Origin of the sequence: Crossiella sp. SN42, from assembly GCF_023897065.1 — a bacterium.
Taxonomy (GTDB): Bacteria; Actinomycetota; Actinomycetes; order Mycobacteriales; family Pseudonocardiaceae; genus Crossiella.
Map to the genome: position 1 here is coordinate 13,885 of NZ_JAMHIV010000059.1, position 14,451 is coordinate 28,335.

General features: G+C 69.8%; 16 protein-coding genes. 3 read left to right on the forward strand and 13 right to left on the reverse strand.

Features of this window, described 5'->3' with window-relative positions:
• Positions 1-10 precede the first annotated feature (10 nt).
• From kdpB to M8C13_RS44950, 4 genes are read right to left on the reverse strand one after another with little or no spacing between them, the layout of a single operon-like run.
• Positions 11-2,152: a potassium-transporting ATPase subunit KdpB gene (kdpB, locus tag M8C13_RS42520; RefSeq protein WP_252486524.1), complete on the reverse strand. Its 2,142-nt coding sequence runs from the start codon at positions 2,150-2,152 to the stop codon at positions 11-13.
• A complete protein-coding gene (gene kdpA, locus M8C13_RS42525) occupies positions 2,149-3,807 on the reverse strand; it encodes a potassium-transporting ATPase subunit KdpA (protein WP_252486525.1) in 1,659 nt (552 codons plus the stop codon). The genes kdpB and kdpA overlap by 4 nt, the downstream gene beginning before the upstream one ends.
• A complete protein-coding gene (gene kdpF / locus M8C13_RS42530; protein ID WP_252486526.1) occupies positions 3,807-3,905 on the reverse strand; it encodes a K(+)-transporting ATPase subunit F in 99 nt (32 codons plus the stop codon). The genes kdpA and kdpF overlap by 1 nt, the downstream gene beginning before the upstream one ends.
• Entirely contained in the window at positions 3,902-4,036 is a 135-nt protein-coding gene (locus tag M8C13_RS44950; RefSeq protein WP_256510665.1) for a hypothetical protein, read from the reverse strand. Before M8C13_RS44950 ends, kdpF begins: the two co-directional genes overlap by 4 nt.
• A 267-nt stretch (positions 4,037-4,303) precedes the next feature.
• Between M8C13_RS44950 and asnB the strand changes: the two genes are divergently transcribed.
• Together asnB and M8C13_RS45220 are read left to right on the forward strand one after the other, a co-directional pair.
• Positions 4,304-6,142 (forward strand): asparagine synthase (glutamine-hydrolyzing), encoded by a 1,839-nt coding sequence (asnB, locus tag M8C13_RS42535; RefSeq protein ID WP_252486527.1) that lies wholly within the window; start codon positions 4,304-4,306, stop codon positions 6,140-6,142.
• A 262-nt stretch (positions 6,143-6,404) separates the two neighbouring features.
• The gene (locus M8C13_RS45220; protein ID WP_086787003.1) at positions 6,405-6,731 is read left to right on the forward strand and encodes a LysR family transcriptional regulator; all 327 of its coding nucleotides are present in this window, start codon (positions 6,405-6,407) and stop codon (positions 6,729-6,731) included.
• 156 nt (positions 6,732-6,887) lie between these two features.
• Here the strand turns inward: M8C13_RS45220 and mutM are convergent, their stop codons facing one another.
• From mutM to M8C13_RS42570, 6 genes are all read right to left on the reverse strand, one after another.
• Complete coding sequence (gene mutM / locus M8C13_RS42545) at positions 6,888-7,757, reverse strand: bifunctional DNA-formamidopyrimidine glycosylase/DNA-(apurinic or apyrimidinic site) lyase (protein WP_252486528.1); 870 nt, start codon at positions 7,755-7,757, stop codon at positions 6,888-6,890.
• A 237-nt stretch (positions 7,758-7,994) separates the two neighbouring features.
• Positions 7,995-8,798 (reverse strand): ribonuclease III, encoded by an 804-nt coding sequence (gene rnc, locus M8C13_RS42550; RefSeq protein WP_252486529.1) that lies wholly within the window; start codon positions 8,796-8,798, stop codon positions 7,995-7,997.
• Positions 8,799-8,812: 14 nt separating this feature from the next.
• Positions 8,813-8,995: a 50S ribosomal protein L32 gene (gene rpmF / locus M8C13_RS42555; protein ID WP_185009150.1), complete on the reverse strand. Its 183-nt coding sequence runs from the start codon at positions 8,993-8,995 to the stop codon at positions 8,813-8,815.
• A 2-nt stretch (positions 8,996-8,997) separates the two neighbouring features.
• Positions 8,998-9,576, reverse strand: coding sequence for a DUF177 domain-containing protein (locus M8C13_RS42560; RefSeq protein ID WP_252486530.1), 579 nt, complete (start codon positions 9,574-9,576; stop codon positions 8,998-9,000).
• Between the two features lie 83 nt (positions 9,577-9,659).
• Positions 9,660-10,415, reverse strand: coding sequence for a DivIVA domain-containing protein (locus M8C13_RS42565; RefSeq protein ID WP_252486531.1), 756 nt, complete (start codon positions 10,413-10,415; stop codon positions 9,660-9,662).
• Positions 10,416-10,511: 96 nt separating this feature from the next.
• Entirely contained in the window at positions 10,512-10,931 is a 420-nt protein-coding gene (locus M8C13_RS42570) for a ribonuclease domain-containing protein (protein ID WP_252486532.1), read from the reverse strand.
• 74 nt (positions 10,932-11,005) lie between these two features.
• Here M8C13_RS42570 and M8C13_RS42575 point away from each other — a divergent pair, with 74 nt between their 5' ends.
• Positions 11,006-11,464 carry a GNAT family N-acetyltransferase gene (locus M8C13_RS42575; RefSeq protein WP_252486533.1) on the forward strand — a complete coding sequence of 153 codons (459 nt, stop codon included), beginning with the start codon at positions 11,006-11,008 and terminating at the stop codon, positions 11,462-11,464.
• Between the two features lie 129 nt (positions 11,465-11,593).
• Here M8C13_RS42575 and coaD read toward each other — a convergent pair whose 3' ends face one another.
• From coaD to rsmD, 3 genes are all read right to left on the reverse strand, one after another.
• Entirely contained in the window at positions 11,594-12,094 is a 501-nt protein-coding gene (gene coaD, locus M8C13_RS42580; protein ID WP_252486534.1) for a pantetheine-phosphate adenylyltransferase, read from the reverse strand.
• Between the two features lie 120 nt (positions 12,095-12,214).
• Positions 12,215-13,585 carry an RNA polymerase sigma factor gene (locus M8C13_RS42585; protein ID WP_252486535.1) on the reverse strand — a complete coding sequence of 457 codons (1,371 nt, stop codon included), beginning with the start codon at positions 13,583-13,585 and terminating at the stop codon, positions 12,215-12,217.
• Between the two features lie 240 nt (positions 13,586-13,825).
• Complete coding sequence (gene rsmD, locus M8C13_RS42590) at positions 13,826-14,380, reverse strand: 16S rRNA (guanine(966)-N(2))-methyltransferase RsmD (RefSeq protein ID WP_252486536.1); 555 nt, start codon at positions 14,378-14,380, stop codon at positions 13,826-13,828.
• Between the last annotated feature and the right edge of the window lie 71 nt (positions 14,381-14,451).

Consider the following 14,451-nt stretch of genomic DNA (forward strand, 5'->3'; position numbering starts at 1 on the left):
GTGTGCACGTTCAGCCCCCGAATCCCGGGATGAGAGCGACCAGCAGGTCGATCAGCTTGATGCCGAGGAACGGCGTGACGATGCCGCCGAGGCCGTAGATCAGCAGGTTGCGCCGCAGCAGCGCGGAGGCGCTGGACGGGGTGTAGCGGACGCCGCGCAGGGCCAGCGGGATCAGCGCGATGATGATCAACGCGTTGAAGATGACCGCGGACATGATGGCCGACTGCGGGGTGGCCAGCCGCATGATGTTGATCGAGTCCAGCTGCGGGTAGATGGCCATGAACATGGCAGGCAGGATGGCGAAGTACTTGGCCAGGTCGTTGGCGATGCTGAAGGTGGTCAGCGCGCCCCGGGTGATCAGCATCTGCTTGCCGATCTCCACGATCTCGATCAGCTTGGTCGGGTCGGAGTCCAGGTCGACCATGTTCCCGGCCTCCTTGGCCGCGGCCGTCCCGGTGTTCATCGCCACGCCGACGTCGGCCTGGGCCAGCGCGGGCGCGTCGTTGGTGCCGTCGCCGGTCATCGCGACCAGCCGCCCGCCCTCCTGCTCCTTGCGGATCAGCGCCATCTTGTCCTCGGGCTTGGCCTCGGCGAGGAAGTCGTCCACCCCGGCCTCGGCCGCGATCGCCTTGGCGGTCAACGGGTTGTCCCCGGTGACCATGACCGTGCGGATGCCCATCGCGCGCAGTTCGGCGAACCGCTCGCTCATGCCCGGCTTGACCACGTCGGACAGGCGGATCACCCCGCGCACCAACGCGTTCCCGCCGACGGCCTCGGCCACCACCAGCGGCGTGCCGCCCTCGGCCGAGATCCGGTCCACGATCTCCTGGACGTCATCCGGGACCTCGCCGCCGTGCTCGCTCACCCAGGCCCGCACCGCGCTGCCCGCGCCCTTGCGCACCAACCGGTTCCCGATGTCGATACCGCTCATCCGGGTCTGCGCGGTGAACGGCACCGACTCGGCCGCCGCCTCCATCGCACTGGCCTCGGGGTTGAGCCCGAACTCCTGGACGCACAGCTCGACGATGCTGCGCCCCTCCGGCGTCTGGTCGGCCAGGCTGGCCAGCCGCGCGGCCGCGGCCAGCTCGTCCACAGTGGACCCGGCCACCGGCAGCAGCTCGGTGGCCCGCCGGTTGCCGAAGGTGATGGTGCCGGTCTTGTCCAGTAGCAGCACGTCGATGTCGCCTGCCGCCTCCACCGCACGCCCGGACTTGGCCAGCACGTTGCGCTGCACCAGCCGGTCCATGCCCGCGATGCCGATCGCGGACAGCAGCGCGCCGATGGTGGTCGGGATCAGGCAGACCAGCAGCGCGACCAGCACGATCACCGACTGCTGCGAGCCGGAGTAGGCCGCCATCGGCTGGAGCGCCACGACCACCAGCAGGAAGATGATGGTCAGCACGGACAGCAGGATGGTCAGCGCCACCTCGTTCGGCGTCTTCTGCCGCTGCGCGCCCTCCACCAGCGCGATCATCCGGTCGACGAAGGTCTCCCCCGGCTTGGAGGTGATCTTGACGATGATCCGGTCGGAGAGCACGGTGGTGCCGCCGGTGACCGCGGACCGGTCGCCGCCGGACTCCCTGATCACCGGCGCGGACTCACCGGTGATGGCCGACTCGTCCACGGTGGCGATGCCGTCCACGATGTCGCCGTCGCCAGGGATGACCTGACCGGCCTCCACCAGCACCAGGTCACCCGGCGCCAGCCGGTTGGCGGCCAGCTCCTCCACGGTCAGGCTGGTCGCCTTGGCCGCGCCCGCCACCTTGAGCCCCGGCAGCAGCCGGTAGGCGACGGTGTCGGTCTTCATCTTGCGCAGCGACTCCGCCTGCGCCTTGCCCCTGCCCTCGGCCACCGCCTCGGCCAGGTTGGCGAAGACCACGGTGAACCACAGCCAGGCCGCGGTGGCCACGCTGAACACGTCCGGCTGCACGATGGCGAAGATGGTGCTGAGCACGGATCCGGCCCAGACCACGAACATCACCGGGTTGCGCAGCTGGTGCCGGGGGTCGAGCTTGCGCAGCGCGTCCGGCAGCGAGACCAGCAGCTGGCGCGGGTTGAACACCCCGGCCGAGACCCGGCCGGTGCGCTCGGCGTGCACGTGCTGTGCCTGCGCCGGGGTGCGCTGGGGCTGTTCGGTGGTGGGTGCGGTCATGACAGGGCCTCCGCGATGGGACCGAGGGCCAGCGCGGGCAGGAAGGTCAGCGCGGCGACGAGGACGACGGTGCCGGTGAGCATCCCGGCGAACAGCGGGCCCGAGGTGGGCAGGGTGCCCGCCGAGGGCGGCACCTTACGTTGCTGGGCAAGGGCTCCGGCCAGGGTGAGCACGGCCAGGATGGGCACGAACCGGCCGAAGAGCATGGCCAGTCCCAGCGCCACCTGGAAGAAGTCGCTGGTGACGGTGAGCCCGCCGAAGGCACTGCCGTTGTTGTTGCCCGCCGAGGCGAAGGCGTAGAGCACCTCGGAGAGCCCGTGCGCGCCGGGGTTGCCCAGCGCGCCCTGGGTGTCCGGCAGCGCCAGCGCGAGGCCGGCCCCGATCAGCACCACGGTCGGCATGGCCAGCATGGCGATGGCCGCGGCGGTGATCTCCTTGCGCCCCAGCTTCTTGCCCAGGTACTCCGGGGTGCGGCCGACCATCAGCCCGGCCAGGAACACCGCGATCACCGCGAGCACCAGGATGCCGTACAGGCCGGCCCCGACCCCGCCCGGCGCGACCTCGCCGAGCAGCATGTTCAGCAGGGCCACCCCGCCGCCGAGCCCGGTCATGCTGTCGTGCAGCGAGTTCACCGCGCCGGTGGAGGTGCCGGTGGTGGCCACCGCGAACAACGAGGAGCCCGGGATGCCGAAGCGGACCTCCTTGCCCTCCATCGCGCCCCCGGCGGCCAGCGCGGCCAGCCCGTTCGGGTTGCTCTCCGCCCACCAGGCCACCGTGGTCATGATCGAGAACAGCAGGCCCATCACGCCGATCAGCACGTAGCCCTGCTTGACGTCGTTGACCAGCTTGCCGAAGGTGCGGGTGAGCGCGACCGGGATGAGCAGGATCAGGAAGATCTGGAACAGGTTGGTCCAGGAGTTCGGGTTCTCGAACGGGTGCGCGGAGTTGGCGTTGAGGATGCCGCCACCGTTGGTGCCCAGTTCCTTGATCGCCTCCTGGCTGGCCACCGGGGCCAGCGAGAGCACGTGCTGCTGCCCGTCCAGGGTGGTCACCGTGACGCCCGAGGACAGGCTCATCACCGCGCCGAAGGCCAGCAGCACGATCGCGGCCAGCACCGACAGCGGCAGCAGGATCCGCACGCAGCCGCGCACCAGGTCCACCCAGAAGTTGCCCAGCCGGTCGGTCTTGGCCCGGACGAACCCGCGCACCACCGCGACCGCGACCGCCATGCCCACCGCGGCGGAGACGAAGTTCTGCACGGTCAGCCCGGCCATCTGCGCCGAGTGCCCGAGGGTCTGCTCCGGCACGTAGGACTGCCAGTTGGTGTTGGTCACGAAGCTGACCGCGGTGTTGAACGCGGTGGCCGGGTTGACCTCCCGGTCGAAGCCGAACGGCAGCCAGTTCTGCAGGCGCTGCAACAGGTAGAGCAGCACCACCGAGACGAAGGAGAAGCCGAGCACGCCGGCGGCGTAGGTGGTCCAGCGCTGCTCGGTCTCCGGGTTCACCCGAACGATCGCGTAGACGCCACGCTCCAGCCGCCAGTGCCGCTTGTCCTCGTACACCCTGGCCATGTAGTCGCCAAGCGGGCGGTAGGCCGCCGCGAGCGCGACGAGCAGCAGGCCGACCTGGATCAGGCCGGTCCAGAGGGAGGTCATCAGAACTTCTCCGGTCGGATCAGCGCGACGAACAGGTAGACCAGCAGGAAGAGCGCGACTACCCCGCCCACCAGGTTGAACACAGCGGCGGTGCTCACAGCCGCTCCAGTCCGCGCAGCGTCAGCGCCAGGACGAGGAAGCCACCGATCAGCAGCACGGCGTAGGCCAGGTCGGCCATCTGCGCGCTCCCCTTTCGACTAGGTCGTTCACATCGGGCGTCAGCGTGCATCCCGGTTCCGGGCCGCTGACCGGGCCTGATGACTCCTTGACGGCACCGACCGTGGCATTGACGTGATCTTTACGCGCCCGGTGAGCCACCTCTCGCCCGTTTTCCACCCATCGAGGGGGTCCGATGGTCGGATGCGGTTACGTTGCGCATGCATCTGCCCGGTCGGCTCACTCGTCTGAGAACAGGTCTGCTCGGCGGAACCAACCCGACTCGGAAGTAGGTAACTTCCCTGTCCAAGGCGTGGGACCAAGCGCGAGGAGGCGCTCCATGTGCGGTGTGACCGGCTGGGTGTCCTATGACCGGGACCTGACCAACGAGACCGTCACCCTGCGTGCCATGACGGCCACCCTGGCCGCCCGCGGTCCAGATGGTGAGGGCCTGTGGACCGGCAGGCACGCCGGGCTCGGCCACCGCAGGCTGGCCGTGCTCGACCTGCCGGGCGGGACCCAGCCGATGATCGCCGAGACCCCCGGCGGCGCGGTGGTGCTCTCCTACAGCGGCGAGGTCTACAACTACCGCGAGCTGCGCGCCGAGCTGCGCGGCCGCGGCCACCGCTTCCGCACGGTCAGCGACACCGAGGTGGTGCTCGCCGCCTACCTGGAGTGGGGCGAGGACCTGGTGGAGCGCCTCAACGGCATGTTCGCCTTCGCGATCTGGGACGACCGGCAAGAGCGGCTACTGCTGGCCCGCGACCGGTTCGGCGTCAAGCCGATGTTCCTCTACCCCACCCCGGACGGCCTGCTCTTCGGCTCCGAGCCCAAGGCGATCCTGGCCAACCCGTTGGCGCGCAAGGTGCTCGATGAGGACGGGCTGCGGGAGATCTTCGGCTTCGTCAAGGTGCCCGGCTCCGCGGTGTGGTCCGGCATGCGCGAGCTCAAGCCCGGCACGCTGGCCGTGCTGGACCGCCGCGGCCTGCGCGAGCGGACCTACTGGCGGCTGACCGCGGCCCCGCACCCCGACGGCGTGCCGGAGACGGTGGCCCGGGTGCGCGAGCTGCTGCACGACATCGCCCGCCGCCAGCTGGTCGCCGACGTGCCGCAGTGCGTGCTGCTCTCCGGCGGCCTGGACTCCAGCGTGCTCACCGCGCTGGCCGCCGAGGTGCTGCACGAGCACGGCGAGATCCCGCGCACCTTCGCGGTCTCCTTCGCAGGCGAGCAGGACGGCTTCGTGCCGCACGTGCTGCAGGACAGCCTGGACGCGCCCTTCGTCAAACAGGTCGCCCGCTACGTCGGCACCGAGCACGCCGACCTGGTGCTCGACCACACCGAGCTGGCCGACCCGGCCAACCGGGCGGCCGCGGTGCGTGCCCGCGACCTGCCCACCGGCATGGGCGAGATGGACGTCTCCCTGCTGCTGCTGTTCCGGGCCGCCCGCGCCCGCGCCACGGTGGCGCTGTCCGGGGAGTCCGCGGACGAGGTGTTCGCCGGCTACTGGTGGTTCCACGACGAGGGCGCCCAGCAGGCCCCGATCTACCCGTGGATCCACGGCATCGGCGGCGCGCAGAGCCAGAGCAGGCCGCTGGTCAACGCCGGGCTGGCCGCGCGGCTGGACGTGCCCGGCCACCTGCGCCAGGGCTACGCCGACGCGCTGGCCCAGGCGCCGGTGCTGGACTCCGACGACGAGCGCGAGCAGCGGCTGCGCCGGATCTGCCACGTGCACCTGAGCCAGTTCCTGACCAACATGCTCGACCGCAAGGACCGGATGAGCATGGCCACCGGGCTGGAGGTGCGGGTGCCCTTCTGCGACCACCGCCTGGTCGAGTACGTCTACAACACGCCGTGGGCGCTGAAGACCTTTGACGGCAAGGAGAAGAGCCTGCTGCGCGGGGCCGCCGACGGGCTGCTGCCCAGGGCCGTGCTGGAGCGGCGCAAGAGCCCCTACCCGTCGACCCAGGACGTGAAGTACCTGCTCGCGGTGCAGGACCAGCTGCACGAGCTGCTGGCCAGGCGGGACACCCCGGTCTTCGACCTGATCGAGCGGGACTGGGTGCGCGCGGTGGCCACCGCGGCGCCCGCGCTCATCGACCGGGCCACCCGGCAGTTCGTGGAGCGGCTGCTCGACATAACGATGTGGCTGGACATATACCGCCCCGAGATGCGACTGTGATGAGGTAAGTCAGCGAACGAGCGTTCGGCGTTCCTGCCAGCCGGTTGTCCCGGCGCTTTGCCCGATCCGCTCACTACTTTGCGGTGCCCAACGGCGCTCCGTAGTGAACCGGGAGTAACTTTGTACTCCGCTCGGAGGTACGGGTACCCAAACGGTGGACTTCCACATGAGCCGTTGGTAATGTCCTCATTATGGCGTGATCCGGGGCACTTCTGCCGGACACGTTGGGGCCCTTAGCGCAGCGCGACACTGGGGAGAAACAATGCACGAGCGGGAGTTCCGGGCTTTCGTCTCGATTGCGGACCTCGGCCGTATGGACCTGGCGGCGAAGTCCCTCGGGTATTCACAGCCCGCAATCAGTTACCAGATCAAGTCTCTAGAGCAGTCCCTCGGGACCAAGCTGTTCACCCGCGATCCCGCTGGTGCCCGGCTCACCCGAGAAGGTCAGATGATCCTACCTTCGGTCCGGGCAGTGCTGATGCTGATCGACAGCATCAAGGAGCTGTCGGTTCGCCCTGGTGAACCCAGCCCCGCGACCAGCTTCGAGTGGGCCACCAGCCAGCTCAGGAGCCAGCTCAAGTCCGGCTGAGCCAAGATCAGCTAGCACCACCAAGTGGGCGAGCCCGAACCTCGGGCCCGCCCACTTTTTTGGTTCAAGAGACTAAGCAGCTCAGTCCGCGAAACAACGTGACGGAATCTACTTCGGCGTAAGTTGACATTTTTCCCAGGGAAACTTGGGATAGATTTAACGTTGGCGCGTCACCGGCCGTCGCTGACAACTCTGGCAGAAATACGAAGACCTGTTCATAAACGGCTCGCGCACGATCAGAGTGCCACAGCGGGGGCAGGGCTGCCCAGCCTTTCCGTAAACGGCGAGCGAACGGTCGAAGTATCCCGACTGTCCGTTCACGTTTACGTAGAGTGAATCGAAGGACGTCCCACCCGCGCCCAATGCCTCGGCCATCACCGCCGTCGCGGCGCCCAGGACCTCCCTCGCGGCCGGGCGGGTCAGCGTGGCGGTGGGACGGGCCCAGTGCAGCCGAGTTCTCCAGAGAGCCTCGTCGGCGTAGATGTTGCCGATGCCGGACACCAGCGTCTGGTCCAGCAGCGCCCGCTTCAGCTCGGTCCGCTTGGCCCGCAGCGCGGCCACCGCCCGTTCGAGGTCGAAGTCCGGGTCCATCGGATCACGGCCGATGTGCGCCACCGGGTCCGGCAGCAGCGCCCCGTCCACCTCGGCCAGCTCGGCCACCGCCAGGCCGCCGAAGGTCCGCTGGTCCACGAACCTCAGCTCCGGCCCGCCGTCGGCGAAGCTGATCCGCACCCGCAGGTGCTTCTCATCCGCCGTGCCCGCCGGCTGCACCAGCATCTGCCCGCTCATGCCGAGGTGGGTCAGCAGCGCCTCGGTCCGCCCGTCCAATTCCAGCCACAGGTACTTGCCCCGGCGCACCGCGGCGTGCAGCGTGCGCCCGGCCAACCGGCCCGCGAAGTCCAGCGGCCCCGGCTCGTGCCGCCGGATCGCCCTCGGGTGCAGCACCTCGACCGCGGCCACCGTGCGGCCGACCACGTGCCGGTCCAGACCCAGCCGGACGACCTCCACCTCGGGCAGCTCAGGCACTCCCACTCCCTCCGCGCGCTCCGCCCCTCGGGCGAGTCGTTGACAACGCTGTTGAGAAACCCACCCGCGCCGTCCCGGAACGCCCGTACTGGCCCCTGAGAGGCCCGTAGCCGAACGAAAGCTACCTGGCCGGTGTGGTCTACCGCAGGAAAACAGCAAAGACGCGTCAAGTCACCTTGACGCGTCTTTGAGTAAAGCCAGTGCCAGCCGGGGCTGGCGAGCCTCCGGCTCAGGCCACTAGTGCGCGGCCTTGCCGTTGCCGTTGCCCTCCGGCTTGCCGGTCTCGCCGCCCGCCGCGGCCGCCTTCTCCTCGGCGGCCACCCGGACCTGCTCGGACAGCGTGCGCCAGGCCGCCTCGGCGGCCTTCTGCTCGGCTTCCTTCTTGGTCCGGCCATCGCCGTTGCCCAGCGGTCGCCCGCCGACCAGCACCGTCGCCTCGAACTCCTTGCGGTGGTCCGGCCCTGACTCGTCCACCCGGTACTCGGGCACGCCGAGCGCGGCGGCGGCGGTCAGCTCCTGGAGGCTGGTCTTCCAGTCCAGGCCCGCACCCCGCAGCGGGGCCTCAGCCAGCGGCCGGTCGAACAACCGGTGCACCAGGGCACGCGCGGCCTCCACCCCGTGTTGCAGGTAGACCGCGCCGATCACGGCTTCCAGCCCGTCGGCCAGGATGCTCGCCTTGTCCCGGCCGCCGGTGAGTTCCTCGCCCTTGCCCAGCAGCAGGTGCGCACCCAGCCCGCCGGGGCCCAGCTCACGAGCCACCCCGGCCAGCGCGTGCATGTTCACCACGCTGGCCCGGAGCTTCGCGAGCTGGCCCTCCGGCAGATCCAGATGCGTCCGGTACAGGTGATCAGTGATCACCAGTCCGAGCACCGCGTCCCCCAGGAACTCAAGCCGTTCGTTGGGGGGCAACCCACCGTTCTCGTACGCGTACGAGCGGTGGGTCAGCGAGAGGGTGAGCAGCTCGGCGTCGAGATCGACGCCGAGCGCCTTCAGCAGCAGGCTGCGGTCACTTGGCTGGCCTCGGGATCCCTTGCTTCCCATGCCCGCCCGCCCGATCAGGCCGGCCGGGCGACCTGGCGGCCGTCGTACTGGCCACAGGTGGGGCATGCGGTGTGCGGGAGCTTCGGCTTGCGGCACGCACGGTTCTCGCAGGCGACCAGCGTCGGCGCGGTGGCCTTCCACTGGGCCCGCCGCGAACGCGTGTTGGACCGCGACATACGGCGCTTCGGAGCGGCCACGACTAGTTCTCCTCCTCGGTCCCGCCGAACCGCTTCTGTAGCGCGGCCCAGCGAGGATCCATCGTCTCATGCGTGTGGTTCGGGCCGAGATCGGCCCACTTGCCGCCGCACTCCGGACACAATCCCTTGCAGTCCGGGGTGCACAGCGGCGAGGACGGCAACGCGGTCAGCAAGCTGTCCCGCACCACCGGTTCAAGATCGACCAGATCATCCACGATCCGGCTGACCTCGTCTTCGTCCGTGCTGGCGTCCGTGGCGCTGTCCGGGTAAGCGAACAGCTCGGTCAGCCTGATCTCCACCTCACCCGTGAACGGGTCGAGACAGCGGGAGCACTCCGCGGTCGTCGGACCGCTCACGCTCCCGGAGATCAACACGCCTTCCACGACCGCCTCGGCCAGCACCTCGACATCGACGTCCTGGCCGGGAGCCAACCTGATCAGGTCCAGGCCGAAGTCACCGTCGGTGGTCACCGTGCGGTGGTACCTACGGCTCAGCCCGGCACGACGGCCGAGGTCCCTGGTGTCGATGACCCAGGGCCCGGACGGGGTGCGCCGGATGTCGGCGGAGTGGTGTCTGGACATGCTCACAGTCTTCAAAAGGGGGTCGCGCTACGCGTGCTCGTGCAACCTGAACAGGGTACGGGACGAGCACGCGCGGAGGGAAATCAGCGGCGCAGGCGGCCGCCGACCTCCTCCTCACGATAGCCGTCCTGGTAGTCGAAGGGCACCGCGGAGGGCCCGCCGATCGGCCCGCGCAGCTGCTGGCGGCCCTTGGTCACGGTGCGCAGGGTGCGCCCGAGCAGGTCCTCGAAGTCGGCGAGCTTGCTGTCGACGTAGGCGTCGCACTCCCCGCGCAGCCGCTCGGACTCGGCGTTGGCGGCGTCCACCAGGCGGCTGGCCTCGGCGTGCGCGGCGCGCACCACCTCGGTCTGCTCGACCAGCCTGGCCTGCTCGGCGCGGCCCTCTTCCACGGCGCGCTCGTAGCTGGTGCGCCCGGCCTGGATCATCCGGTCCGCCTCGTCCTGGGACCGGCCGACCAGGTCCTCGTACTCGCGGCGGCCCGCGGTGACCGTGCGCTCGGCCTCGGCTTGGGCCTCCGACACCATCCGCTCCGCGCGGGCCCGGGCCTCGGCCAGCATGTGCTCGGCCTCGGCCCGGGCCTGCGACACGGTCTGCTCCGCCTCGGCCCGCGCCGCGGACACCGACGTCTCGGACTCGGTCCGGGCCTTGGTCAGCACCTCGTCCCGGTGGTCCAGCACGTCCTGCGCGTCGTCCAGCTCAGCGGGGATGGCGTCGCGGACGTCGTCCAGCAGCTCAAGGACGTCACCGCGCGGCACCACGCAACCGGAGGTCATCGGGACTCCCCGTGCCTCCTCGACGATGGTGACCAGCTCGTCGAGCGCCTCGAACACCCGGTACACGTCGCACTCCTCGCCCCTGGACCACGGTTACCCCTTCAGTGTGCCGTGTCCGGCCTTGTGGGTGATGCAGCCGGGGGCGTGTCCGCCAAGGTTTCCCTAGGCGTTGATGTTGACCAGCACGAACGAGCGGTAGTGATCGGCGGTGTAGAAGAACTCGCTGGCGTTGCCCTTGACGATCCGGCGGGCGCCGCGGTGGCTGATGCCGGGGGTCTTCACGGTGTACTCGCGGTAGTAGCCGGCCGAGCACAGCGGCAGCAGGCGCTCCCGGTTCTGGAAGACGGTGTTGTCCTGCGGGTAGGGGTAGGGCCCGCCCTTCTTGATCAGGTTGACCGTGTCGCGGGCCTGGCTGGGCAGGGCGGAGAGGTTGGTGCGCCGGAATCCGGAGGTGTCCCCGCAGGCCGCGCTCACCGACAGCGTGCCGGCGGTGGCGGAACCCGCGACGGGCACGAGCAGGGAGGCCAGCATGATCAGGGCGGCGAGCAGGGTTTTCACTGCACGAGATGTGATCTGGCTCATGAGCCCCGAAACTAACCAGCGCCGATGATCAGGGACATACGTCCAGTTGAACCTTCGATGGCAGGCTTGGGGCCATGTCTTCTGGGGTAGAGCCGGAGTTCCGGCGAGCACGCGCGGCCGACGTGACGGCCATCGTGGCCATGCTGGCCGACGACCAGCTGGGCGCGGGCCGGGAGCGACCGGGCGACCCGGCCTACCAGGAGGCCTTCGCCGCCCTGGACGCCGACCCGAACCAGCTGCTGCTGGTGGCCGAGGCAGACGGCGAGGTCGTCGGCACCCTCCAGCTGACCTTCATCCCCGGCCTGTCCCGGCTGGGCATGTGGCGGGCGCAGATCGAGGCGGTGCGGGTGAGCAAGCACCAGCGCGGCGGCGGCCTCGGTCAGCGGATGGTGGAGTTCGCCATCGCGGAGGCGCGCTCCCGCGGCTGCGGCCTGGTGCAGCTGACCACCGACGCCAGCCGCGAGCACGCGCACCGGTTCTACGAACGGCTGGGCTTCGTCGCCAGCCACGTAGGCATGAAACTAGCTCTGTGACATGGCGCGCTGGCGCGCGCGGTGATTTCGCCCCCGAAGTCGCCTCGTCGCGAAATCACAACCCCACCGCTGGTTGTCGGCCCGCGTGTCGCCTGCGGCGCCACGCAGGCCGGTCGATGGGCTGACGCCCTAGCTCTGGTCCTTCTCGGCGCGCTGCTCGGCGAGGCGCTTGGTGAGTCGCTCGTTGACCAACGGCGGGAGCAGGTGGGAGACGTCGCCGCCGTAGGTGGCGACCTCCTTGACCAGGGAGCTGGACAGGAAGCTGTAGAGCGGGTTGGTGGAGACGAACAGGGTGTCCACACCGGAGAGCTGGTGGTTCATCTGCGCCATCTGCAGCTCGTAGTCGAAGTCGCTGACCGCGCGCAGGCCCTTGACGATCGCCCGGATGTCGTGGGCCTTGCAGTAGTCGACGAGCAGGCCGTGGAAGATGTCGATCCGCACGTTGGTCAGGTGCGCGGTCGCCTCGGAGAGCATGTCCATCCGCTCTTCGACGGTGAACAGCCCACGCTTGCTCTTATTGATCATGACCGCGACGGTGACCTCGTCGAACTGGCCAGCGGCCCGCTCGATGATGTCCAGATGTCCGTTGGTGGCCGGGTCGTAGGAGCCGGGGCACACGGCACGCCTCATAGGGCCGGACCGTAGCAGCCCACTCGCCGTGTGCCACCGGTCCCGGACCCGTTGGTGGGAAATGCCACAGGGCCCGCCCCGGCGTTCGGAGGCAGGCCCTGTGACGGCTGTTCCGGGTGATCAGTCCAGGTAGTCGCGCAGGACCTGGGACCGCGAGGGGTGCCGGAGCTTGGACATGGTCTTGGACTCGATCTGGCGGATCCGCTCCCGGGTCACGCCGTAGACCTGACCGATCTCATCCAGCGTCCGCGGCTGGCCGTCGGTGAGCCCGAACCGCAACCGCACCACACCCGCCTCACGCTCCGAGAGAGTGGCCAGCACCGACTGGAGCTGGTCCTGCAGCAGCGTGAACGACACCGCGTCCACCGCGACGACGGCTTCGGAGTCCTCGATGAAGTCCCCGAGCTGGGAGTCGCCCTCATCGCCGATGGTCTGATCCAGCGAGATGGGCTCGCGGGCGTACTGCTGGATCTCCAGGACCTTCTCCGGCGTGATGTCCATTTCCTTGGCGAGCTCTTCGGGGGTGGGCTCGCGGCCGAGGTCCTGGAGCAGCTCACGCTGTATGCGACCGAGCTTGTTGATCACTTCCACCATGTGCACCGGGATGCGGATGGTGCGGGCCTGGTCGGCCATGGCACGGGTGATGGCCTGCCGGATCCACCACGTGGCATAGGTGGAGAACTTGAAGCCCTTGGTGTAGTCGAACTTCTCCACCGCGCGGATCAGGCCCAGGTTGCCCTCCTGGATGAGGTCCAGGAACGCCATGCCACGACCGGTGTAGCGCTTGGCCAGCGAGACCACGAGCCGGAGGTTCGCGCCGAGCAGGTGGTTCTTGGCCTTCTCCCCGTCGCGCACGATCCAGCGCAGGTCGCGGCGCAGCTGGGAGGGAAGCTTCTCCTCTTCCTCCTCGGCCTTGCGCAGCCGCTCCACCGCGTAGAGGCCTGCCTCGATCCGCTTGGCGAGCTCGACCTCCTCTTCGGCGTTGAGGAGGGCGACCTTGCCGATCTGCTTGAGGTAGGCGCGAACCGAGTCGGCCGAAGCGGTCAGCTCGGCGTCCTTGCGGGCCTGCCGCAGCGCCTCGGACTCCTCCTCGTCCCAGACGAAGTCACCCGACTTCTGCGGCTCCTCCGCGGCGGGCTCCTCCTCGACCGGCTCGTCGACGACGACCAGGTCGGCTTCGTCGACCAGCTCCTCGTCGCCCGGCATCTCCTCGAGGTCGCCCGGCTCCTCGCCGTCGGCGGGCTTGCCGGCCGCGCCCTTGGCGCCCTTGGCGGCGGGACCGGCCTTCGCGGCGGTCTTCTTCGCCGGAGCCTTGGCCCCGGCCGCCTTGGTGGTTTTGGCCGCTGGCTTCTTGGCCGCGGCCGGCTTCGCAGCGCTCTTCCGCGCCGTGCCCGGCGTGGTAGTCTCCTCAGCGTCAGCAGCCTGGGCTGAAGCGGACTTGCTCGCCTTGGCGACGCTGGAGCGTTGGGTTGCGGTTTCTGCGGCTGCCACGTACGCCCTTTCGCAACGGTCGATCACAGACGGCGGAGGCGCGCAGCCACGGCCGTCAGGATTCGGGGGAGCGCCTGGGGCCGGAGAAGCTCGGGGCTTCAATCCCGGGCCTCGACCCTGGGCACGCGTTCCATTGTAGCGACGCCGGAGCACTGTTGTTGCGCGCCGTCACGAGCAGGCCCCGGTTGGCCAGCGTTATCCCTGCTAGATGGCGGATGATTGTTCGCAGGCCACCCTCCGTCAGGGCCACTGGGCCCAGTGCACGGCGGTGTCGCCGTACTTGCGGCTACGCAGTCCGACCAGCGGTTCCGGCCACTCGGGGGCCCCGTCCCGCGCCGCTCGCTCCACCAGCACCAGCGACCCGTTCGTGACCCATCCGTTAGCCACCAGCGCCGCCAGCGCGGCACTCAGCGCCGCGGCGTCCACCGCGTAGGGCGGATCGGCCAGGACCACGTCGTAGGGCGCGGGCGCGGCCAGCCCGAGCACGCTGCCCACCGCCGCCGCCCGCACCTCGGCGCCGCGCAGGCCGACCGCCGCGACGTTCCCGCGCAGCACCTCCGCGGCCCGCCGGTCGGACTCCACGAACAGCGCGTGCCCGGCCCCGCGCGACAACGCCTCCAGCCCCAGCGCCCCCGACCCGGCGTAGAGGTCGAGCACCCGCGCGCCCTCCAGGTCCACCGCCGCCTCCAGCGCGCTGAACAACGCCTCCCGCACCCGCTCCGAGGTCGGCCGCGTTCCCTTCGGCGGCACGCTCAACCGCCGCCCACCAGCCACCCCAGCCACAATCCGCGTCACGCCACCATCATCGCCCACCCGGCGCCCAGCCCGTTCCCTGCCATTGCGGAGCACGCGGGCGGGACAGAGCT

Bases quoted from the DNA above. Each gene is read 5' to 3' on its own strand.
- kdpB (WP_252486524.1), bottom strand. From the start codon at position 2,152: ATGACCGCACCCACCACCGAACAGCCCCAGCGCACCCCGGCGCAGGCA.
- kdpA (WP_252486525.1), bottom strand. From the start codon at position 3,807: ATGACCTCCCTCTGGACCGGCCTGATCCAGGTCGGCCTGCTGCTCGTC.
- M8C13_RS44950 (WP_256510665.1), bottom strand. From the start codon at position 4,036: ATGCACGCTGACGCCCGATGTGAACGACCTAGTCGAAAGGGGAGCGCG.
- asnB (WP_252486527.1), top strand. From the start codon at position 4,304: ATGTGCGGTGTGACCGGCTGGGTGTCCTATGACCGGGACCTGACCAAC.
- M8C13_RS45220 (WP_086787003.1), top strand. From the start codon at position 6,405: ATGCACGAGCGGGAGTTCCGGGCTTTCGTCTCGATTGCGGACCTCGGC.
- rnc (WP_252486529.1), bottom strand. From the start codon at position 8,798: ATGGGAAGCAAGGGATCCCGAGGCCAGCCAAGTGACCGCAGCCTGCTG.
- M8C13_RS42560 (WP_252486530.1), bottom strand. From the start codon at position 9,576: ATGTCCAGACACCACTCCGCCGACATCCGGCGCACCCCGTCCGGGCCC.
- M8C13_RS42570 (WP_252486532.1), bottom strand. From the start codon at position 10,931: ATGAGCCAGATCACATCTCGTGCAGTGAAAACCCTGCTCGCCGCCCTG.
- M8C13_RS42575 (WP_252486533.1), top strand. From the start codon at position 11,006: ATGTCTTCTGGGGTAGAGCCGGAGTTCCGGCGAGCACGCGCGGCCGAC.
- coaD (WP_252486534.1), bottom strand. From the start codon at position 12,094: ATGAGGCGTGCCGTGTGCCCCGGCTCCTACGACCCGGCCACCAACGGA.